This is a genomic window from Mycobacterium triplex, assembly GCF_000689255.1.
GTDB lineage: Bacteria > Actinomycetota > Actinomycetes > Mycobacteriales > Mycobacteriaceae > Mycobacterium > Mycobacterium triplex.
On the sequence record NZ_HG964446.1, the window covers coordinates 1,646,935 to 1,668,458 of the forward strand.

Genomic DNA, 21,524 nt, shown 5'->3' on the forward strand with positions numbered 1-21,524 from the left:
CATGGATCGTGGCATCTCGCGTCAGACGTTTCTTCGCGGTGCCGTTTCAATGTTGGCGACGGGCGCGGTGCTCGGGACCACGCGGGCTGCCGCGGATCCCGGTGCCGCGGGGGCCGGCTGGAACGGCTTGGCTTCCACCATCGGTGGCAGTGTGCTGCTGCCGGCCAGTGGTACCCAATTCGCTTCGAGCAAGCAGGTATTCAACTCGTTCTACAACAACGCCACCCCCGCGGCAGTCGTGGCGGTATCCTCCCAGGCCGACGTGCAGAAGGCGGTCGCCTTCGCGGCGGCGAACAAGCTGAAGGTCGCTCCGCGCGGCGGTGGGCATTCCTACATCGGCGCATCGACCGCCGACGGCACCATGGTGCTCGACCTGCGCGGGCTTCCGGGTGGGGCGAACCTCGACGGCGGCAACGTCACCGTCACCCCGGCGACGACTCTGTGGGCGGTGCATCAGGCCTGCGCGGGCGCCGGTCGCGGCGTCCCCACGGGCAGTTGCCCCACCGTCGGTGTCGCGGGGCTGACGCTCGGTGGGGGAATCGGCAACGATTCCCGGCATGCCGGCTTGGCGTGCGACGCGTTGCAGTCGGCTACGGTGGTGCTGCCCAGTGGCGACGTGGTCACCGCGTCCGCCAACGATCATCCGGACCTGTTCTGGGCACTTCGCGGCGGTGGTGGCGGCAACATCGGGGTGACGACGTCGATGACGTTCGCGACCTTCCCGACCGGTGACACCGACGTCATCCGGCTCGAATTCGCACCGTCGGCGGCCGTCCAGGTGCTCGTCGGTTGGCAGAACTGGCTGAACGGCGCGGACCGAAATGCTTGGGCCATGGTCGATCTCGCGGTCGGCTCGGCTCAGCCCGACTGCCATATTCTCGCGACCTGTCCCGCCGGTGGGGCGGCCGGGGTGACCGACGCGATCAAGGCTGCGGTCGGCTTGCAGCCCAGCGCGGTGACCAACAAGACGATGAACCGGATGGACCTCGTGACGTATCTGGCCGGCGGCAGCTCGACATCGGCGCCGCGCGGGTTCGTGGCCGGATCCGACGTGATCACCACGGTGAATTCCGCTGCGGCCCATGCCATCGCGACCGCGATCGGGCAATGGCCCGCCTCCGGCGGACGGGCTTCGTTGTTGGTGGATCCGCTGGGCGGAGCGGTCGCCGACGTGGCCCCCGGCGATTCGGCGTTTCCGTGGCGCCGGCAGTCCGCGGTGCTGCAGTGGTACGTCGAGCCGGCCGCCAACCAGGTCGCCGCCGCGACCCAGTGGCTGAGCTCCGCGCACCAAGCGGTCCAACAGTTTTCGGTCGGCGGATACGTCAACTACCTGGAGCCCAACGGTTCCGCGCCGCGCTATTTCGGCTCGAATCTGTCGCAGCTGAACAGCGTGCGGCAGAAGTACGACCCCAACCAGGTGATGTACTCCGGCCTGAAATTCTGAAATCTCTTCGTGGTGTCCGCCTCCGAGCGAGTCGATCGCCATGAGTGCACACTCGCTAAACCCGTTGCGCCCCCCACCTGGATCGCGGCCAACCCCGCACCACCACCCCGAAAAACTCCTCACCGACGGCGACGACGACGGGCAGGAGTAGCCGACCGCGGCAGGCCATGTGCGCCAGGCGTTTCGGGCGACGCGAATACTCGGGTGTCGTCCAAGGGATGGTTCCCCAGCCGCCGTCATGCTGGTGTCGCGCCGGATCGCCGTCGCGTTAGGCTGAGCCATGCCTGCAGACGATCCGGTGACTGTGCTGAGCGAAGACGAGAGCTGGGACTTGCTGTCGAGCGTGGCGTTGGGGCGATTTGTCGTCGTCGCGGACGGGCGGGCCGAAATCTTTCCGGTCAACTTCATCACCCAGCGCCGGACGCTGCTGTTCCGAACTGCCTCGGGTACCAAGCTTTATCACGCCGTCATGAGTGACCGGATAGCTTTCGAGGCCGACGGCCACAGTGACGTCGACGGGTGGAGCGTGATCATCCAGGGCAGGGCACACCTGCTGACGGCGCGCGACGAGATCCTCGACGCCGAGGACGCGCAGTTGCTGTCGTGGCCGGCCACGGTGAAGCCTCACTTCGTCCGGGTGATCGCCATGGAGATCTCCGGACGCCGGTTCAAGTTCGGTCCGGCGCCGGTTCGGTAGTAGCCGTCAGCACCTCGGACGCCATCGCCGTCGCGACATCGCGCGGGTAGGTCCGGCGAGCCACGCATAACAGCAGCGCCGCGGCGACGATCAGCATGCCCAGCATGATCAGGAAGGTGTCGCCCAGCGCGCTGGGAGTGCCGCCCAGTGCCGTGGACACCGCGCCGAAGGCCACCGGCGCCAACCCCGTCGATATCGACACCAGGGTGCTGCGCACCGCCTCGGCCGTGCCCCACAACCGCGAGTGCACGATATCCAGTCGCGCCGCGTTGAGCGGCGGGTTCACCCCGCCCATTGCGGTGCCGGCCAAGAACGCGAATGCCAGTGCCAACAGCAGGTTGTCGGCGAGCAGCGTGGGAAGGATGAACACCGCGGCCGCGAGAAAAGCCGTCCCGCCCACCATGATCCGGGCGCTGATCTGACCCCGGTCGGTCAGCCAGTCGGCGACGCGTCCGGTGGTGAGCACGCCGGTCAGCGCACCGACGCCGAGGACGGCGATCAGCATCGTCGCCACCGGCTGGCCGATCTGGAACCGGCCGCACAACAGCGCGACCCCGAAGGTGCTCAACCCGGTGGAGAAGAAGTAGCCGAACGAGGACGCCGCGATCAGAACGACATTGGTACGGATCGACAGCACCCAGCGCAGTTCCCGCCAGATGGAGCGGCCTGGTGAATTCTGCGTCCGGCCACCGAGGCGGCCGGCCCGCAGCGGCTCGCGAAGCAGCGTCGCCACCGCGATGCTGAGCAGGAATCCGACCCCGGCCAGCCAGCCGAAGCCCAGCCGCCAGCTGATCGCCCCGAGTTCGCCGGCCACCAGCAGCCCGATCGCCGTGCACGTCCCCTCGCCGGCGAGCACCAGCCCGTACACGCGCCCGCGCTCGGCGGGCCTGAAGTAGTCACCGACCAACGAGGCGACCACCGGGCCGGAGACCGCGATCCCGGCGCCGAGGGCGACCCGGCATGCCAGCAGCCAGCCGTAGCTGGGGCTGGCGGCGCTCAACGCCATGGCCGCCGAGCACACCAGCAGTGCTATCCACAGCAGGCGGACCCGCACCGTGCGGTCGGCCAGCGGTCCGGCCAGCAGCGTGGCGACGGCGCCGACCCCGGTCGAAACGGTGACCAGCAGCCCGACCTGAATGTTGTTGATGTGCAATGACTGCGTCAGCGGGACGACCAGCGCCCCCACGGTACCGGCGTCGGCGCTTTGTAGCCCAACCACCAAAGCGAGCAGCACGATCGGCTTCCACCGCTGAGGACGCTGGGGACGCTGGGGACGCTGGGGACGCTGAAGACGCGCAGCCTTCGCGGCCGGATACTCCTGTACCGTCCAGGCGTACTCCGCGGCCGTCGGCACGAGCTCAAGATACCCTGCGAGACATCATCTTTAGCTGCGACGATGTGCGATTCGCGCCCTCTCGCCCAACTTTAAGATGGAGTTCGGTTGTTGGATGTCCCGGATTCTTCAATCCGACAGCGTCGCCCGGATGCACACGGTGACGTACGGCATCGCCAGCCCGGTCGAATTCGCCAGCGCCGGATGCGTGGCCAGCAGTTCGCGCACCCGGTCAAGGGTCTGGGTGCGAACCTCGGTGGGCGAGGTGATGCAGTAGCTGCGTGAGGCCACCAGATCGATCAACGCTTGCGGCGTAAGGTAATTCGTCCATTCGACTTGATGGCGCTGACGGTCGGTGAACGGCGGCGGCAGCGTCACGTCGAAACGGCGGCCATCGCCATCGCTGCCGATAATCTGACCGAGTTCCCGCACCCAGCCGAGCCGTTCGTCGCGGGTGTTCCACACCAGCCCCAGCCGCCCGCCGGGGCGCAACACGCGGGCCACTTCGGGAATCGCTCGTTCCGGATCCACCCAGTGCCACGCCTGAGCGACCAGCACGGCGTCAACGCTGTTGTCCTCCAACGGAATCTCTTCGGCGGTGCCCAGTACGGCACGGGTTTCCGGCAGCGAGGCGCTGAGCACTTCCAGCATGTCCGGAATCGGGTCCACCGCCACGACGTCGAGGCCGCGTTCCACCAGCCGAGTGGTCAGCTTGCCGGTACCCGCGCCCAGGTCGAGCACCTGGCGCGCACCCCGCGGCAACAGCCAGTCGATGGCCTCGGGCGGATACGACGGGCGGCCCCGCTCATAGGCTGCGGCCGCCGCACCGAAGGACAGCGAGCGGTCGTTCCTCGACCGGGTCACCGTCGACACGCACCTTCGTTCGCGGCCAAATTCAGTGTCTCGCGGATCAATTCGCCCACCGCCTCGGTTTCCACCAAAAAGCCGTCATGCCCGCAGATGGAGTCGACAACTTGCAGCCCGGCGCAGCCCGGCAGCAGCTCGGCCATCTCCTGCTGCAGGCGCAGCGGATAGAGCCGGTCGGAGGTGATGCCGCCGACCACCGCCGGCACCGGGCAGCGGCGCAACGCTTTCTTGACTCCGCCGCGGCCACGGCCGACGTCGTGACTGTTCAGCGTCTCGGTCAGGATCACGTAACTACCGGCGTCGAACCGGGCCAGGATCTTGTCCCCCTGGTGTTCCAGATAGCTCTGCACCGCGTAGCGCCCGCCGTCCGACGGGTCCTCGCCGCTCTGGCAGTCGTTGGCGAACCGGTTGTCGAGTTCGACCTCGCCGCGGTAGGTCAGATGGGCGAAGCGCCGCGCGATCGCCAGCCCGGCATCCGGTGCGCGACCGGTGTCGTGGTAATCGCCGCCCTGCCAATTCGGGTCGGCCTTGATGGCCGCGATCTGGGTGGTCTGGGTGCCGATCTGGTCGGCGGTGGCACGCGCCCCGACCGCCAGCAGCAATCCGGCCCTAACCCGCTCGGGGTGGCCGACCATCCATTCCAGAGCGCGTGCGCCGCCCATGGACCCGCCAACCACGGCGGCGACCTGGTTTATTCCCAGCGCGTCGAGTGCGGCGATGTCGGCCTCCACCTGATCCCGCACGGTGATCAGCGGGAACCGGGAACCCCACGGCTTTCCATCTCGGGCAAGCGAACTCGGCCCGGTGGAGCCGCGGCAGCCACCCAGCACATTGGTGGCCACCGCACACCAGCGGTTGGTGTCGATCGGTGCACCCGGCCCCGCGATACCGTCCCACCAGCCGGGGGTGGGGTGTCCCGGCCCTGCCGGGCCGGTGATGTGGGAATCGCCGGTGAGCGCGTGCAGAACCACCACGACGTTGTCGCGCGTCGGCGACAACTCGCCCCAGCGCTGCACGGCGATGCAGACGTCGTCGATGACCGCGCCGCCTTCGGTGGTCAGCGAGCCGATGTCGACCAGGCCGACCTCGCCTTCGGCCGGCAGCGTTTGGGTGGGGACGTCGGAGATCGTCATGACGTTGTTCTTTCGGGTCCTCAGAAGGCCGCCACGGACTGCGGGTCCGAACTCTTCGGGACCGCGGCGAATCCGAGCTCGAGGTCGGCCAGGATGTCGTCGATGTTCTCGATGCCGACGGCCAGCCGCACCAGTCCCGGTGTGACGCCGGTGCTCAGCTGCTCGGCCGGGCTCAGCTGGGCGTGGGTGGTCGACGCCGGGTGGATCACCAGCGAGCGCACGTCGCCGATGTTGGCGACGTGGCTGTGCAGTTGCAGCGCGTTCACGAACGCCTTGCCGGCCTCGATGCCGCCGGCCAGCTCGAACGCCAGCACGGCGCCGGTTCCCTTGGGCGCCAGCTTTTTTGCCCGCTCATGCCACGGCGAGCTGGGCAGCCCCGCGTAGTTGACCGACACCACGCCGTCGTGCCCCTCGAGGAATTCCGCGACCCGCTGCGCGTTGGCGACGTGACGCTCGATGCGCAGGCTCAGCGTCTCGAGGCCCTGGGCCACCAGGAACGCGTTGAACGGCGAGGCCGCGGACCCGAGGTCACGCAGCAACTGCACGCGCGCCTTGAGCGCGTACGCCGGCGGCCCCAGCTCGGCGAACACCACGCCGTGGTAGCTCGGGTCGGGCGTGGTGAACCCGGGGAAGCGGCCCTGGGTCCAGTCGAAGGTGCCGCCGTCGACGATGACCCCGGCGATCGCGGAGCCGTGCCCGCCCAGGTACTTGGTCGCGGAGTGCACGACGATGTCGGCGCCCTGCGTGAACGGCTGGATCAGGTACGGCGTGGCGATGGTGTTGTCGACGATCAGCGGCACACCGTTGGCGTGGGCGACCCCGGCGACTCCGGGGGTGTCCAGGATGTCGATCTGCGGGTTGGAGATCGTCTCGGCGAAGAACGCCTTGGTGTTCGGTCGCACGGCCGCCTGCCACGAGTCCAGATCGTCGGGGTCCTCGACGAAGCTGACCTCGATGCCGAGCTTGGCCAGCGAGTAGTGGAACAGGTTGTAGGTGCCGCCGTACAGCCGCGGGCTGGACACAATGTGATCGCCGGCACATGCGAGGTTCAATATGGCGAATGTCTCAGCGGCCTGTCCGGAGGACAGGAACAGCGCGGCCACGCCGCCCTCGAGCGCGGCGATCCGCTGCTCGACGACGTCGGTGGTCGGGTTGCCGATCCGGGTGTAGATGTTGCCCGGGACCTCGAGCCCGAACAGGGCGGCGGCGTGCGTGGTGTCGTCGAAGACGTACGACGTGGTCTGGTAGATCGGCAGGGCACGGGCGTTGGTGGCCGGGTCGGGCTGCTGGCCGGCATGCACCTGTTTGGTCTCGAAGGACCAATGCGCGGTCGGATCGCTGTTGCTATCGCTGTCGGCGCTCATGAGCGGGGCTTTCTGCTGGAAGGGGACGTATCGAGGTGCTGGTAGCCGTCCGGGAGCCTGCATCGATGACGTCACCCGGCGGCCGGTGGTTCAGCACCGACACACGATGAGACGCGGATGAGGTGAACGACTGCACATCACGTTTCCCTGTCTACTCAGGGGCCCGTCATGGCGGACCCGCGCTTGCCGGATAGCCGGTGCTGTGGCTACTCAACCTGGTCATCACCCGGGGCACCCCACCGCGGTTGGAGGGTTGCCGGCCAGCAAGCCGGGGCTTGATGCTGGCGCTCATGACCGATACAAAGACTATCTTACTGAGCCGACCGGATGCCAATGGCAGGTCGACACCTGCTCAAACGCCCTTGATAACGTGGCAACGATAACGCTGAGCCCCCCAAAATCTGACCGGGAGAGGGACCGTCCGTGAGCGCCGATAAGCCGACCGTCATCTACACGCTGACCGACGAGGCGCCGTTGCTGGCGACCTACGCGTTCCTGCCGATCGTGCGGGCCTTCGCCGAGCCGGCGGGCATCGAGATCAAGACCAGCGACATCTCGGTGGCCGCCCGGATCCTCGCCGAGTTCCCCGAGCACCTGACCGAAGAGCAGCGGGTGCCGGACAACCTGGCCGAGCTGGGCCGGCTGACGAAGCTGGCCGACACCAACATCATCAAGCTGCCGAACATCAGCGCGTCGGTGCCCCAACTGGTCGCCGCGGTCAAGGAGCTGCAGGGCAAGGGTTACAAGATTCCCGACTTCCCGCAGAGCCCGAAGACCGACGAGGACAAGGAGATTCGCGAGCGCTATTCGAAATGCCTTGGTAGCGCGGTCAACCCGGTGCTGCGCCAAGGCAACTCCGACCGTCGTGCCCCCAACGCGGTCAAGGAGTACGCCCGCAAGCACCCGCACAGCATGGGGGAGTGGTCGCAGGCGTCGCGCACCCATGTCGCGACGATGAAGCACGGCGACTTCTACCACGGCGAGAAGTCGATGACGCTGGATCGCGGCCGCAGCGTGAAGATGGAGCTGGAAACCAAGGACGGCAAGAAGATCGTGCTCAAGCCGACGGTGTCGCTGCGCGACGGCGACATCATCGACAGCATGTTCATGAGCAAGAAGGCGCTCTGCGAGTTCTACGAAGCCGAGATCGACGACGCCTACAAGACCGGCGTGATGTTCTCGCTGCACGTCAAGGCGACGATGATGAAGGTCTCCCACCCCATCGTCTTCGGCCACGCCGTGAAGGTGTTCTACAAGGACGCCTTCGCCAAGCATCAGAAGCTGTTCGACGAACTCGGCGTCAACGTCAACAACGGATTGGTCGATCTGTACGACAAGATCGAGTCGCTGCCCGCCTCGCAGCACGACGAGATCATTCGCGACCTGCATGCCTGCCACGAACATCGCCCCGAGCTGGCCATGGTCGATTCGGCCAAGGGCATCAGCAACTTTCACTCGCCCAGCGACGTGATCGTGGATGCGTCGATGCCGGCGATGATCCGCGCCGGCGGCAAGATGTACGGCGCCGACGGACGGCAGAAGGACACCAAGGCCGTCAACCCCGAGTCGACCTTCGCCCGGATCTACCAAGAGATCATCAACTTCTGCAAGACCCACGGCGCCTTCGACCCGACCACGATGGGCACCGTCCCCAACGTCGGCCTGATGGCCCAGCAGGCCGAGGAATACGGCTCGCATGACAAGACGTTCGAGGTCCCCGAGGACGGTGTCGCCAACATCGTCGACCTCGACACGGGTGAGGTGCTGCTGACGCAAAACGTTGAGGCCGGCGACATCTGGCGTATGCCGATCGTTCGCGACGAACCGATCCGCGACTGGGTCAAGCTGGCCGTCACCCGGGCCCGCAACTCGGGTATGCCGGTGGTGTTCTGGCTGGACCAGGAGCGTCCGCACGAGAGCGAGTTGCGCAAGAAGGTCAACACCTACCTGGCCGAGCATGACACCGAGGGCCTCGACATCCAGATCATGTCGCAGGAACGCGCCATGCGCCACACGATCGAGCGCGCCATGCGCGGACAGGACACCATCGCCGCGACCGGAAACATCCTGCGCGACTACCTGACCGACCTGTTCCCGATCCTGGAGCTGGGCACCAGCGCCAAGATGCTGTCCATCGTGCCGTTGATGGCCGGCGGTGGGATGTACGAAACGGGAGCCGGCGGTTCGGCGCCCAAGCACGTCCACCAGCTTCTCGAGGAGAACCATCTGCGCTGGGACTCCCTCGGCGAATTCCTCGCTCTCGGAGCATGTTTCGAAGACATCGGGATCAAGACCGACAACGCGCGCGCCAAGCTTCTGGGCAAGACGCTCGATGCCGCGATCGGCAAGTTGTTGGACAACAACAAGAGTCCATCGCGTAAGACCGGTGAACTCGACAACCGCGGCAGCCAGTTCTATCTGGCGCTGTACTGGGCCCAAGAACTCGCCGCGCAAACCGACGACGAAGAGCTGGCCAAACACTTTGCCGCGCTGGCCGACTCGTTGAGCAAGAACGAGGAAGCCATCGTGGAAGAAATGGCCAAAGTACAAGGCGAACCGGTCGACATCGGCGGCTACTATCAGCCGGACAACGAGAAGACGACCGCGGTGATGCGGCCGAGCAAGACGTTCAATGACGCGCTGGCGGCTTCCCAGGGCTGATATGGCAAGCGCGTCCAAGATCAAAGTCGAGGGCCCCGTGGTCGAACTCGACGGTGACGAGATGACCCGCGTCATCTGGAAGCTGATCAAGGACATGCTGATCCTTCCGCGCCTCGACATCAACTTGGACTACTACGACCTGGGCATCGAGCACCGCGACCGCACCGACGACCAGGTGACGATCGACGCGGCGTATGCCATCAAGAAGCACGGCGTGGGCGTCAAGTGCGCGACGATCACCCCCGACGAGGCACGCGTCTCCGAGTTCAACCTCAAGAAGATGTGGCTATCCCCGAACGGGACGATCCGAAACATCTTGGGCGGCACCATCTTCCGCGAGCCGATCGTGATCTCAAATGTGCCGAGGCTGGTTCCGGGCTGGACCAAGCCGATCGTCATCGGACGTCACGCGTTCGGCGACCAGTACCGGTCGACCAACTTCAAGGTCGACAAACCCGGCACTGTCGCAATAACTTTCACCCCCGCCGACGGCGGCGAGCCGATCGTGCACGAGATGGTGGACATCCCCTCCGACGGCGGTGTCGTGATGGGGATGTACAACTTCCGGGACTCCATCCGCGACTTCGCCCGGGCGTCGTTCAAGTACGGCCTGAACGCCAAATGGCCGGTGTACCTGTCGACCAAGAACACCATCCTCAAGGCCTACGACGGCATGTTCAAGGACGAGTTCCAGCGCATCTACGACGAGGAGTTCAAGGAGGCCTTCGAGGCCGAGGGCCTGACCTACGAGCACCGGCTGATCGACGACATGGTGGCCGCCTGCCTGAAGTGGGAGGGCGGCTACGTCTGGGCCTGCAAGAACTACGACGGCGACGTGCAGTCCGACACCGTCGCGCAGGGTTACGGCTCGCTGGGGCTGATGACCTCGGTGCTGATGACCGCCGACGGCAGGACCGTCGAGGCCGAGGCCGCTCACGGCACCGTCACCCGGCACTACCGGCAGTATCAGGCCGGCAAGCCGACGTCGACCAACCCGATCGCCTCGATCTTCGCCTGGACGCGGGGACTGCAGCACCGGGGCAAGCTGGACAACACGCCCGCGGTCATCGACTTCGCCCGGAAGCTGGAATCCGTCGTCATCGGCACCGTCGAGAGCGGGAAGATGACCAAGGATCTCGCCATCCTGATCGGTCCCGATCAGAAGTGGCAGCAGAGCGAGGAGTTCCTCGGCTCGATCGCCGAGAACCTGGAGAAGGCGCTGGCCTAGCTCGCCGGCGGGGTCTCCAGGTTTTTCAGGACCCGGGCCGGGCGGGTGCACTCCTCGATGAAACCGGAGATGACCTCGGTCACCCGGTCGGGCGCCTCGAACATCGGAACATGCCCGACGCCGTCGAGCCGGGTGACCTTCGTCCCGGCGGGCAGGAAGTCGGTGAAATGGCGGCTGAAGCGGCTCGGCGGCACCACGCGGTCCTTCTCGCACAACACCACATGCGCCGGCACCGCGGTCTGCGCCAACTCCATCAGGCCGGGCCCCAGCAGCGACTTGGCCAGCAGCTGGAAGTAGGCCGGGCAATGCGCGGCGTCGTCGACGATGCCGGACAGCTGGCGCTCGCTGATCCCGTCCGGCGAGCCGCTCAGCGGCAGGCTGGCCAGCCGGCGGCTGAACGGCAGCTGCAGTGCCCGCTGGCCGAACACGCGGGCCAAAGCCAAGATCGGCATGCCGGCCACGAACTTGCCGATGACCTCGAATTTGACCGGGCTCCAGCGGGTCCAGCCGCCCGCCGCCGCGAGGCCGGTGACGCTGCGGGCCCGGCCGCGCCGCTCGAGCTCGAAGGCGACCCAGCCCCCCAGCGAGTTGCCCACGATGTGGGCGGTATCCCAGCCAAGCCCGTCGAGCTGGCGTTCGACGTGGTCGGCCAGCACCGCCGAGCTCAGCAGCCAGGTGCCCGCGTACGGGCCGCCGTTGTGGCCGGCCATCGTCGGCGCAAATACCTCGTAGCGGCCCGTATCGGCCAGTCGCCGGGACACGTCGTCCCACACCATCTGGGACATCAGGAACGGGTGCAGCAGCAGGACCGGCTCCCCGGAACCCAGGTGGATCGGCTCGCGAGTCGTCATGCCCTCGACTTTACCCGGTACCGCCGGTACCGAAACGCGGTGCCGAACCAGGCCGGGCCTCGCCCGAATACCGGCGTGAAAAGATCGGAACATCATGAGCACCGCTACGGAATCCGGCCGGATTTTCTCCGGCGTGCAGCCCACGTCTGATTCGCTTCATCTCGGCAACGCCCTGGGCGCGATCACCCAGTGGGTCGCGCTGCAAGACACCTACGACGCGTTCTTCTGCGTGGTCGACCTGCACGCCATCACGATCGCGCAGGACCCCGAGGCGCTGCGCCGCCGCACCCTGGTCACCGCCGCCCAGTACCTGGCGCTGGGCATCGACCCCGCCCGCAGCACCGTCTTCGTGCAGAGCCAGGTGCCCGCCCACACGCAGCTGGCGTGGGTGCTGGGCTGCTTCACCGGCTTCGGGCAGGCCTCGCGGATGACGCAGTTCAAGGACAAGTCGCAGCGGCAGGGCACCGACTCCACCACCGTCGGGCTGTTCACCTATCCGGTGTTGCAGGCCGCCGACGTGCTGGCCTACGACACCGATCTGGTCCCGGTGGGCGAGGACCAGCGCCAGCACCTCGAGCTGGCCCGTGACATCGCGGAGCGGTTCAACAGCCGCTTCCCGGACACGTTCGTCGTCCCCGACATGCTGATCCCGAAGGCCACCGCCAAGATCTACGACTTGGGCGACCCGACGTCGAAGATGAGCAAATCGGCCGCCACGGACGCCGGCTTGATCAACCTGCTCGATGATCCGGCGTTGTCCGCCAAGAAGATTCGTTCGGCCGTGACCGACAGCGAGCGCGAGATCCGGTTTGACACCGAAGCCAAGCCGGGCGTATCGAACCTGCTGACCATCCAATCGGCGGTCACCGGTGTACCCGTCGACAAGCTCGTCGACGGCTACGCCGGACGCGGCTACGGCGATTTGAAGAAGGAGACCGCCGAGGCGGTGGTCGAATTCGTCGCCCCGATCAAGGCCCGGGTCGACGAATTGACCGCGGATCCGGCCGAATTGGAGGCCGTGCTGGCGGCCGGTGCGGAGCGCGCCGATGAGGTGGCCGGGAAAACGGTCCAGCGGGTCTACGATCGGCTGGGGTTTCTTCCGCGACGGAGGTAGTGCGCTCACCATGGACGAGCCGGCCAAGCCAGGGATCCTTGACCGGTTGCGGGCCCGGTTCGGATGGCTCGACCACGCGCTACGCGCCTACAAACATTTCGACGAGCGCAACGGCGGCTTCCTGGCGGCCGGACTCACCTACTACACGATCTTCGCGCTATTCCCTTTGCTGATGGTCAGTTTCGCGGTCGTCGGTTTCATGCTGGCCCAGGATCCCAAGCTGCTCGCCAGCATCGACGACCACATCCGCAACGCGGTCTCGGGCGCGCTCGGGCAGCAGCTGGTGGACTTGATGAATTCGGCGATCAACGCGCGCACGTCGGTCGGTGTCATCGGGCTGGCCACCGCGGCGTGGGCCGGTCTGGGCTGGATGTCGCACCTGCGCGGGGCCGTCACCGAGATGTGGTGGGACGAACCGCTGCAGTCGCCGGGATTCGTGCGCGACAAGCTTTCCGATCTGGTCGCGATGGTGGGCACCTTCGTGGTCATCCTCGCCACCCTCGCCCTCACCGCGCTCGGGCACGCGGCGCCGATGCGTGCGGTACTGAAATGGGCTGGCATACCCGATTTCTCGATATTCGGCGAAGTGTTCCGCGGCCTGTCGATATTGGTGTCGCTGCTGGTGTCGTGGGTGCTGTTCACCTGGATGATCGGCCGGTTGCCGCGACACAAGGTCAGCCTGCCCGACTCGGCCCGAGCCGGCTTACTCGCGGCGATCGGCTTCGAGCTGTTCAAACAGGTGGCCTCGATCTACCTGCGTGTCGTGTTGCGCAGCCCGGCGGGTGCGACGTTCGGGCCGGTGCTGGGGCTGATGGTGTTCTCCTACATCACCGGGTATCTCGTGCTCTTCGCCGCCGCCTGGGCCGCCACGCTTTCCAACGACCCGCGCAGCAAGTACGCCCCGCCGCCGGCGCCGGCGGTCATCGCGCCGCGGGTCCTGCTCGACGAGGGGATCGGTACCCGGCAGACGCTGACCGCGATGGCGATGGGAGCCGTTGGTGCGCTGGCCTTTTCCCGGTTGACCCGTCGGCTGCGTTAGCGCCAGACCCCCCGGGTCATCACGGCCGCGACCCGCAATTCACGGTCCAGCACAACGAGGTTGGCGTCGTAGCCGGCCCGCAGCGCGCCCACCCGCTGCAGGCCCAGCGCCCGCGCCGGTGTGGTCGAGGTCATCCGCACCGCGGCGGCCAGTGCGGCATCGGCATCGGGGCCGAGCCGCGAAACCGTGCGAAAGAGCTGATCCATCGTGGCGGTGCTGCCGGCGATCGTCGACGTGGCGTGCACCCGGGCCACCCCCGACTCGACGTCGATCCGCACCGCGCCGAGCCGATATGCGCCGTCGTCACAGCCGGCCGCGGCGATGGCATCGGTGATGACGGCGACCCGGTCGGGCCCGGCCGCCCGGACGACCGCGTGCACCGCGGCGGGGTGCACGTGCACACCGTCGGGAATCAGCTCGACGATCACATCCGGGTGTTCCAGCAGCGCCAGCGCCGGGCCGGGCGCGCGATGGTGCAGCGGCGGCATCGCGTTGAACAGATGCGTGCCGACCGTGGCGCCCAGGGCGATCGCCTGGTGGGTCCGCTCATAGGTCGCATCGGTATGCCCCACGGCGACAACAACTCCCGCGTCGGTGAAACGCCGGATCGCCTCGCTGCTGCCGGGCCGCTCCGGCGCCAGCGTGACCATCCGGATCGTGCCCTCGCCGGCGGCCAGCACCTCGTCGATCTCGGCGGGTTCGGGATCGCGCATCTGGGCGGGATCGTGTGCCCCGCAACGTGCGGTCGACAGCCACGGCCCCTCCAGGTGGATGCCGGCGATGGTGCCGGATCGGGTGGCGTCGGCCAGCGCGCGCACGCCCGCGATCAGCGGGCCGGGTGCGGCGGTGACCAGACTGGCCAGTGTCGTGGTGGTGCCGTGGCGCCGGTGGAATGCCGCGGCCTCGCCGATGCGTTCGGCGTCCAGGTACGAGGCTCCGCCGCCTCCGTGCACATGCATGTCGACAAACCCCGGCACCACAAGGCAATCCGGGAAGTCGCGGTCGGGTTGCCCGGGCGGCGCGCCGTCCCCGCAGGCCAGAATCTGTGCCCCGGCGATCTGTACCCATCCCGGCCGGCAGGCCCGGCCGCCGAGCACGACGGTGCCCGCGCGGATCAGGGGCACGGGTCTTCCCAGCGTCCGCCGTTTTCCCAGAAGTGGCGGATCTCCTCGAGTTGGCGTCCCTTGGTCTCCGGCGCGAACCGGTAGACGAACCCGAACGCAATGACCGCCAAAACCCCGAACACCGCGAAAGTGCCCGCGCCGCCCAGCGAATGCAGCATGGTCAGGAAAACCGCCGCCACGATCGCGTTGGCGATCAGGTTGGAGGTCAACATGGTGCTCGACCCGATGGACCGCAACCGGGTGGGGAAGCTCTCGCTGGCGTACACCCAGCCCAGCGAGCCGAAACCCAGCGTGTAGCCGATGATGAACACCAGGATGCCGGCAAACCCGAGCGCCGCACCGCCGCCGCCGCGAGCGAACACCACCGCCAGCACGACGTCGGCGGCGATCATCATGGCGATGCCGCACAACAGGATTGGGCGCCTGCCCACCCGGTCGACGAGCGTCAACGCGGCGCCCACCGCGGCCAACCCGGCGACCTGGACCAGGGCCGGCAGGCCGAGCAGCGCGAGATTGCCGGTGAATCCCATGGCTTCGAAAATGCGGGGGCTGTAGTAGATGATCGCGTTGATGCCGGTGATCTGGAGCAGAAACCCGAGTGCGATCACGAACATCGTGGCCCGTCGATACGGCGGCCGCAGCATCTCGGCGATACCGCCACTACCTTCGCTCAGCGCTCGGCGAATCTCGGCGAGCTCGTCGTCGGCGTTCGCGGCGGGCTCCACCCGCAGCAGTACACGGCGGGCGTCGTCGACCCGGCCCTTGAGCAGGTACCACCGAGCCGTATCGGGTAGCCGAATCACCAACGGCAGCAACAGCATCACCGGCACGGCAGCCAGTCCCAGCATCCACCGCCAGCCATGGGCGCCGGCCAACAGGTAGCCGGTGAGGTAGCCGACGATGAGGCCGGTGACGATCGCGAATTGATAGGTCGTCAGCAGCGCGCCGCGCACCGCCGCCGGAGCCGACTCCGCGATGAACACCGGGACGACCACCACCATCACACCGATGGTCGCGCCCAGCAGCAGTCGTGCCGCCAGCAGCATCGGCAACGACGGCGAGAACGCGCCCAGCAGCGCGAACGTCGCGTACCCGACCAGGATCAGCACGATCGATGTTTTCCGGCCGATCGCGTTGGCGAGCACACCGGCCCCGAGCGCTCCGGCGATCTGCCCGATCACCGCCATCGTCGTCAGCAGCTCCTGTTGAGATGTGGTGAGTGCGAAATCCTCGGTGATGAACAGCTGTGCGCCGGCGATGATGGACAGGTCGTAGCCGTAGCTGAGGCCGACACTGGCGCCGGTGAGCCCAATGCGCGGACCTCTCAAGTGATCTGCACCCGGCCGGGCGGCAACTCAGTCATCCGCAAGACGGTGCCACAGCAAACATAGGTGGTCAACGGTGTCGGCCTCGTCCCCCGATCGGGGGACGAACAATTCCACCCGGGCTGTCCGATCGGAGGATGTTATTGATTCTTGACCATCCCTAAATTCTGTTGTTATGCCCCTCACACTCGTGCCCCCCGCCCCGGCGCAGCCGCGTGTGTTCGGGCGGCTGCTCTCCCAAGGCACCTTCTACACCGCCGGCATGCAACTCAGCAATGGCACCGTCATACTGCCGTTGATCTGCGCGCACCAGGGTCTGACCTGGGTGGCCGCGCTGCTGTTTCCGGCCTTCAGCTTCGGCGACATCGTCGGAAACTCGGTGTCTCCGGTGGTGCTGCAGCGGGTGGGCCGGATGCGGCACCGGTTGCTGGCGGTGATGGCGGCCGGCGTGGCCGCGCTGACCATGTGCGACGCGGTGATTCCCTGGCACGGCGCTTTCACCGCGGTGGTGTTCCTGCTGACCTGCGCGATAGCGGGAGTGCTGCTCGGGATCGCCGGCGTCGCCTACCCCGACATGGTCTCCAGCAAGCTATCCGCGGTGCGGCGCGGCGAACTGTTCCTGTTCCAGAGCGCCATCGGGTCGGTGCTGGCCACCGTCGTCACCTTGGTCGTGGTGCCGGTGCTGGCCCACGGCAGCGAGATGGCGTATCGCCGCGATCTGTTGGGGCTGGGTGCGGTCGGGCTGGCGGGCTCGGCCATCGCGGCGTTGTTCGTCGGGCCGGTGCGGTCCGCCTCCGCCACCACCCGGATGTCGATGCGGGACACCTACCGGCAGGGCATCGCGATCGCGCGGTCCCAGCCTTGGTTTCGCCGCTACATGGTCGCGTGCCTGCTGTTCGGTCCGGTCACCCTGGGCACCACGTTCTACGCCCTGCGCACCGCCCACCACAGCCGCAGCCTGCATGTGTTGGTGATCCTGTCCAGCATCGGACTGGTTTTCGGGTCGCCGCTGTGGCGCAAGGTCTACCGCTTCTTCGGAGTGCGCGGCATGATGCTGGGCAGCGCGCTGCTCAGTGTCGCCGCCGCCACGCTGACCCTGGCGGCCGAGGTCTACGGCCAGTGGACCCACGTGTGGGCGTACGGCACGGTGTTCCTGTTGGCGACGGTGGCCGCCCAGGCTGTCTTCGCCGCGGCGATCTCGTGGCTCAGCGTGGTCGCCGAGGAGGCGCACCGGCCGACACTGATCGCGTTGAGTTCGACGCTGGTCGCCCTGGAAAGCATGGCACTGGCAGCGGTGCTCGGAAGCATCGCGCAGAAGCACTCCACCGTTTGGCCCGACGTCGTCGTGCTGATCCTGGCCATCGGCGCCGCGCTGGCTGCGCTGGGTGCTCCGCCGTCGGAAACACGGCGGGCCCTCACCCCGCTCCGTGCCCCGACGGCCACACCCGCGCCGATCCTTCAGGCGGCTTAAGGCCGCGCTATCTCCGGCGGCTTCTCGGCGGGCGGCAGTAGTAGGGCGCGGACCAGGCGGCGGGTGGCGTGGGGTCGAAGCATTTGGCTGGCGGGGCGGGGGCGCACCCGTTGGGGCCACCAGAACCAGCGTCCGAGCAGCGCGGCGATGGAGGGTGTCAGAAACGAGCGCACGATCAGGGTGTCGAACAGCAGGCCCAGCCCGATGGTGGTGCCGATTTGGCCGATGATGCGTAGGTCGCTGAATACGAACAGTGACATGGTGACGGCGAAGACCATGCCGGCGGCGGTGACGACGCCGCCGGTGCCGGCCATGGCGCGGATGATGCCGGTGTTGAGCCCGGCGCCGATTTCTTCTTTGAGTCGCGAGATCAGTAGCAGGTTGTAGTCGGATCCGACGGCCAGCAGCAGGATGACCGACATCGCCAGCACCAGCCAGTACAGGTCGATGCCGAGCAGGTCTTGCCACAGCAGTACCGACAGGCCGAAGGAGGAACCCAGCGACAGCAGCACGGTGCCGACGATGACCGCGGCGGCGATCACGCTGCGGGTCACCAGCATCATGATGATCAAGATCAGACTGATCGCGGCGACGCCGGCGATCAGCAGATCGTAGAAGGCGCCCTCCTGGATGTCGCGGTACGTCGACGCGGTGCCGCCCATGGATATCGCGGCGCCCTGCAGCGGGGTTCCCTTGATGGCCTCCTTGGCCGCCTGCTGGATCGGCTCGACGCGGGCGATGCCCTGCGGCGTCGCCGGATCCCCGTCCAGGGCGATGATGAAGCGCGCCGCCTTGCCGTCCGGGGACAAGAACATCTTCAGGCCCCGCTTGAAATCCGGGTTTTCGAAGGCCGACTGCGGCAGATAGAACGAATCGTCGACCTGGGCGGCGTCGAAGACCCGGCCCATCGCGCCCGGGTCCTTGCTGTTCATCTCCTGCTCTTTGTAGAAGGACAACAGGGTGCCGTGCCAGACGACCATCATGTCGCGCATGATGGTCATCGTCGAAATCATCGGCAGCATCTGCGCGCGCATCTCCGGCAAGAGCCGGATCAGGACATCCATGTCCTTGACGAGAGACTCCAACTTCTCACTCAGCTGATCGATGTTGTCGAACGTTTCGAATATCGATCGCACCGCCCAGCAGGCGGGGATGTCGAAACAGTGCTTTTCCCAGTAGAAGTAACTGCCCACCGGGCGAAGGAAATCCGACAGGTCCGCGAGGTGATCCCGGATGGTGTCGGTGGTGTTCGACATGTCATGCGTGAGGTGATCCATATCGACGGTGTTGTCGACGATTTCTCCCATCAGTTGATACATGTGCTTCATCGTCGCGATGGACACATCCATCGCCTGCACCTGAATCAGCATGTCGTCCAACCGATCCTTCATGAATTGCATGTTCTCGGCATTCGACACACCCTGCATGCTCATGATGAACGGAATGGACGTGTGTTTGAGCGGCGTTCCCAGCGGCCGCGTTATCGATTTCACCTGTGAGATCCCGGGGCTGTGAAAGATGGTCTTTGCGACCTTGTCCAAGATCAGCATGTCGACGGGAGTGCGCATATCGTGATCGGTCTCGATCAACAGCACATCGGGGTTCAGCCAAGCCTGCGAAAAGTGCCGGCCCGCGGCGGTGTCCCCGACATTCGACGGCATGCTGGCCGGCATGAATCTGCGCAGATCGTAAGTGGTTCGGTAATTCGGCAGGGCCAGCAGGCCGACAAACGCCACCGCGCAGGTCGCCGCGAGCACCGGGCCGGGCCAGCGAACGATCGCGGTCCCCATCCGGCGCCACCGCCGGGTGGCCATCCTGCGCCTGGGGTCGAAGAGCCTGAAGAAGCTGGCGACCGTCAGCACCGCCGGCCCGAGCGTGAGCGCGGCGAGGACCGCGACCAACATGCCCACCGCGCAGGGCGGGCCCATCGACTTGAAGTACGGCAGCCGGGCAAAGCTGAGGCAAAACATGGCGCCGGCGATCGTCAACCCGGAGCCCAGAATCACGTGGGCGGTGCCGTGAAACATCGCAAAGTACGCGGCTTCTCGGTCCTTACCCGCGTATCGGGCCTCGTGGTAGCGGCCCAGCATGAATATCGCGTAGTCCGTGCTGGCGGCGATGGCCAGCAGGGTGAGCAGGTTGACCGCGAAGGTCGACAGGCCGAAAACGCCGTGATGAACCAGAAAACTGACGACCCCGCGAATCGCCCCCAGCTCGATCCCGACCAGCACCACGACCAGGATCATCGTGACGAACGACCGGTAGATGAAGAGCAGCATCGCCGCGATCACCACCCCGGTGATCAGGGTGACCCTGGCGATACTTTTGTCGCCGGCCTCGGATTGATCGGCGATCAGCCCCATCGAGCCGGTCACATACGCCTTGACCCCGCGGGGTGCCGGCGTGGTGTCGACGATATGCCGCACGGCGTAGACGGAGTTGTAGGCCTCGGTTTCACTCTTGCCGGCGAGGTAAACGACGACATACGCGGCTTTGTCGTCCGCACTTTGCGATCCCCCCGCCGTCAGCGGGTCGCTCCAGAAGTCCTGGATGTGCGCGACATGCGCGGTATCGGCCGAAAGCCGCCGCATCAGCTCGCTATAGAACCGGTGCGCATCGTCGCCGAGCGGTTTGTCGCTTTCCAGCACAATCGTGGCCGCGTTATCGCTGCCGGACTCTCCGAATACCTGACCCGTCCGCTTGAGCGCCAGAATCGACGCGCCACCTTTGGGGCTCATCGAAACGGAGTGCGCTTTGCCGACCGCTTCCAGCTGCGGGATGGCGATGTTGAGCACGGCCGTGAGCCCGAGCCAGATCAGCGCGATCGGCACCGCAAATCGGCGGATTAACTTTGGCAACAATGGGGGACTGGAGGGGCGTGCGGTGGCGTGTTCGCTCATCCGGCATTCACCTGGCAGAAGGTCAAGGCTTTCGGTCCGGTCTCGGATCGCTCGTCCTTGGTCGCGCCGTTGACCTTGATTCGGCAGCCGATGACGCTGCCGCTGCTTTGCGCCAAAAGGTTGACGGTGACCGAAGTCAGCGTCGTCGACACCGTTTGCGACCACGGCAGTGGAATGTTTTCCAGGCGTCGCACGTGGGCGTCGGGGTCCAAATAGGCGATCTTTGCGGTCGCGGCGGGGCCGAAGACTTCATAGGTGACTTGTTTCGGGTCGAACACCGGATCCTCGAGATCGGCCTTGACCCTGACAACGGGCTGTCCGTGAACGCCGAACATGCTATGGAGGCGATAGATTCCGAGCCCCGCGACGCCGGCGATCCCGATAACGGCCAGCAGCAACCACATTCGTTTCACGACTCGGGTAACCGAAACCATCTTTACTCCCGTGCTTTGTCACCGGGTCGCAAAACGATTTGCGTCAGCGACTTACGCTACCGTCAATCCGGTAAAAGCCGCGAGCCTTTCAGACAATCGTTATATGGCTCGTCGATTCCCCGACGCGGACCGGCAGCGCTCTTTGGCCGTCCCCCAACCAGGGGACATGCAATTCGTCCGGCCCTGTCCGATCGGAGGATGGTTCCGCCTGCTCAGGGCCCATAACGTCGACGTCATGGCCGCCGTACTGGAGCAGGGTTGCGCCCCCACCAACCCGTTCCCGCGCGTGCCGTCCCAGGGCGCGCTTTACACGGCCGGTATGCAGTTCAGCAATGGCGCCGTGGTGCTGCCGTTCATCTGCGCACACCTGGGCCTGACCTGGCTGGCCGCGTTACTGTTCCCGGCGTACGGTCTCGGCTCGATCGTGGGCAATTCGGTGTGCCCGGCGGTGCTGCAGCGGGTGGGCCGGATGCGGCACCTGCTGCTGGCGGCGATGGCGGCGGGCGTGGGCGCGCTGATCCTGTGCGACGCGATGATTC

16 protein-coding genes and 1 riboswitch are annotated in these 21,524 nt (G+C 66.6%); of the genes, 7 read left to right on the forward strand and 9 right to left on the reverse strand.

Features of this window, described 5'->3' with window-relative positions; genetic code table 11:
* The first annotated feature begins 1 nt into the window (after position 1).
* Entirely contained in the window at positions 2-1,444 is a 1,443-nt protein-coding gene (locus tag BN973_RS07730; protein ID WP_036467062.1) for an FAD-dependent oxidoreductase, read from the forward strand.
* Between the two features lie 280 nt (positions 1,445-1,724).
* Complete coding sequence (locus tag BN973_RS07735; RefSeq protein WP_036467064.1) at positions 1,725-2,141, forward strand: pyridoxamine 5'-phosphate oxidase family protein; 417 nt, start codon at positions 1,725-1,727, stop codon at positions 2,139-2,141.
* On the opposite strand, the gene BN973_RS07740 is transcribed toward BN973_RS07735, so the two are convergent.
* The 4 genes from BN973_RS07740 to BN973_RS07755 all read right to left on the reverse strand — a co-directional run bounded on the left by BN973_RS07740 (position 2,113) and on the right by BN973_RS07755 (position 6,838).
* Positions 2,113-3,495: an MFS transporter gene (locus BN973_RS07740; protein ID WP_084163326.1), complete on the reverse strand. Its 1,383-nt coding sequence runs from the start codon at positions 3,493-3,495 to the stop codon at positions 2,113-2,115. The genes BN973_RS07735 and BN973_RS07740 overlap by 29 nt on opposite strands.
* 108 nt (positions 3,496-3,603) lie before the next feature.
* Complete coding sequence (locus BN973_RS07745; protein ID WP_036467066.1) at positions 3,604-4,338, reverse strand: class I SAM-dependent methyltransferase; 735 nt, start codon at positions 4,336-4,338, stop codon at positions 3,604-3,606.
* On the reverse strand, positions 4,335-5,474 hold the full coding sequence (metX, locus tag BN973_RS07750) for a homoserine O-acetyltransferase MetX (protein WP_036467068.1): 1,140 nt from the start codon (positions 5,472-5,474) through the stop codon (positions 4,335-4,337). The genes BN973_RS07745 and metX overlap by 4 nt, the downstream gene beginning before the upstream one ends.
* Positions 5,475-5,494: 20 nt before the next feature.
* Positions 5,495-6,838 carry a bifunctional o-acetylhomoserine/o-acetylserine sulfhydrylase gene (locus BN973_RS07755; RefSeq protein ID WP_051641164.1) on the reverse strand — a complete coding sequence of 448 codons (1,344 nt, stop codon included), beginning with the start codon at positions 6,836-6,838 and terminating at the stop codon, positions 5,495-5,497.
* Positions 6,839-7,012: 174 nt separating this feature from the next.
* Positions 7,013-7,134, reverse strand: a riboswitch (SAM riboswitch).
* Between the two features lie 127 nt (positions 7,135-7,261).
* Between BN973_RS07755 and BN973_RS07760 the strand changes: the two genes are divergently transcribed.
* Both BN973_RS07760 and BN973_RS07765 read left to right on the forward strand, forming a co-directional pair.
* Positions 7,262-9,499 (forward strand): NADP-dependent isocitrate dehydrogenase, encoded by a 2,238-nt coding sequence (locus tag BN973_RS07760; protein WP_036467071.1) that lies wholly within the window; start codon positions 7,262-7,264, stop codon positions 9,497-9,499.
* Between the two features lies 1 nt (position 9,500).
* Positions 9,501-10,727 (forward strand): NADP-dependent isocitrate dehydrogenase, encoded by a 1,227-nt coding sequence (locus BN973_RS07765; protein WP_036467074.1) that lies wholly within the window; start codon positions 9,501-9,503, stop codon positions 10,725-10,727.
* Here BN973_RS07765 and BN973_RS07770 read toward each other — a convergent pair.
* A complete protein-coding gene (locus tag BN973_RS07770; RefSeq protein ID WP_036472149.1) occupies positions 10,724-11,533 on the reverse strand; it encodes an alpha/beta fold hydrolase in 810 nt (269 codons plus the stop codon). The genes BN973_RS07765 and BN973_RS07770 overlap by 4 nt on opposite strands.
* 139 nt (positions 11,534-11,672) lie before the next feature.
* On the opposite strand from BN973_RS07770, the gene trpS reads away from it, so the two are divergent.
* Together trpS and yhjD are read left to right on the forward strand one after the other, a co-directional pair.
* The gene (trpS, locus tag BN973_RS07775; RefSeq protein ID WP_036467077.1) at positions 11,673-12,692 is read left to right on the forward strand and encodes a tryptophan--tRNA ligase; all 1,020 of its coding nucleotides are present in this window, start codon (positions 11,673-11,675) and stop codon (positions 12,690-12,692) included.
* Positions 12,693-12,702: 10 nt separating this feature from the next.
* Positions 12,703-13,731, forward strand: a complete 1,029-nt coding sequence (gene yhjD, locus BN973_RS07780) for an inner membrane protein YhjD (protein ID WP_036467079.1) — start codon at positions 12,703-12,705, stop codon at positions 13,729-13,731.
* On the opposite strand, the gene nagA is transcribed toward yhjD, so the two are convergent.
* Together nagA and BN973_RS07790 are read right to left on the reverse strand one after the other, a co-directional pair.
* A complete protein-coding gene (gene nagA / locus BN973_RS07785; RefSeq protein ID WP_036467081.1) occupies positions 13,728-14,855 on the reverse strand; it encodes an N-acetylglucosamine-6-phosphate deacetylase in 1,128 nt (375 codons plus the stop codon). The two genes, yhjD and nagA, sit on opposite strands and share 4 nt — an antisense overlap.
* A complete protein-coding gene (locus BN973_RS07790) occupies positions 14,846-16,183 on the reverse strand; it encodes a sugar porter family MFS transporter (protein WP_036467083.1) in 1,338 nt (445 codons plus the stop codon). The genes nagA and BN973_RS07790 overlap by 10 nt, the downstream gene beginning before the upstream one ends.
* A 172-nt stretch (positions 16,184-16,355) precedes the next feature.
* Between BN973_RS07790 and BN973_RS07795 the strand changes: the two genes are divergently transcribed.
* Positions 16,356-17,651 carry a hypothetical protein gene (locus tag BN973_RS07795; RefSeq protein ID WP_051641165.1) on the forward strand — a complete coding sequence of 432 codons (1,296 nt, stop codon included), beginning with the start codon at positions 16,356-16,358 and terminating at the stop codon, positions 17,649-17,651.
* On the opposite strand, the gene BN973_RS07800 is transcribed toward BN973_RS07795, so the two are convergent.
* Both BN973_RS07800 and BN973_RS07805 read right to left on the reverse strand, forming a co-directional pair.
* Positions 17,648-20,551 carry an MMPL/RND family transporter gene (locus tag BN973_RS07800; protein WP_036467085.1) on the reverse strand — a complete coding sequence of 968 codons (2,904 nt, stop codon included), beginning with the start codon at positions 20,549-20,551 and terminating at the stop codon, positions 17,648-17,650. The two genes, BN973_RS07795 and BN973_RS07800, sit on opposite strands and share 4 nt — an antisense overlap.
* A complete protein-coding gene (locus BN973_RS07805) occupies positions 20,548-20,985 on the reverse strand; it encodes an MmpS family transport accessory protein (RefSeq protein ID WP_036467087.1) in 438 nt (145 codons plus the stop codon). The genes BN973_RS07800 and BN973_RS07805 overlap by 4 nt, the downstream gene beginning before the upstream one ends.
* Positions 20,986-21,524 lie beyond the last annotated feature (539 nt).

Excerpts from the sequence above, each read along its gene's own strand:
- BN973_RS07730 (WP_036467062.1), top strand. The coding sequence starts at position 2 with ATGGATCGTGGCATCTCGCGTCAGACGTTTCTTCGCGGTGCCGTTTCA.
- BN973_RS07735 (WP_036467064.1), top strand. The coding sequence starts at position 1,725 with ATGCCTGCAGACGATCCGGTGACTGTGCTGAGCGAAGACGAGAGCTGG.
- metX (WP_036467068.1), bottom strand. The coding sequence starts at position 5,474 with ATGACGATCTCCGACGTCCCCACCCAAACGCTGCCGGCCGAAGGCGAG.
- BN973_RS07755 (WP_051641164.1), bottom strand. The coding sequence starts at position 6,838 with ATGAGCGCCGACAGCGATAGCAACAGCGATCCGACCGCGCATTGGTCC.
- BN973_RS07765 (WP_036467074.1), top strand. The coding sequence starts at position 9,501 with ATGGCAAGCGCGTCCAAGATCAAAGTCGAGGGCCCCGTGGTCGAACTC.
- trpS (WP_036467077.1), top strand. The coding sequence starts at position 11,673 with ATGAGCACCGCTACGGAATCCGGCCGGATTTTCTCCGGCGTGCAGCCC.
- yhjD (WP_036467079.1), top strand. The coding sequence starts at position 12,703 with ATGGACGAGCCGGCCAAGCCAGGGATCCTTGACCGGTTGCGGGCCCGG.
- BN973_RS07795 (WP_051641165.1), top strand. The coding sequence starts at position 16,356 with ATGCCCCTCACACTCGTGCCCCCCGCCCCGGCGCAGCCGCGTGTGTTC.
- BN973_RS07800 (WP_036467085.1), bottom strand. The coding sequence starts at position 20,551 with ATGAGCGAACACGCCACCGCACGCCCCTCCAGTCCCCCATTGTTGCCA.
- BN973_RS07805 (WP_036467087.1), bottom strand. The coding sequence starts at position 20,985 with ATGGTTTCGGTTACCCGAGTCGTGAAACGAATGTGGTTGCTGCTGGCC.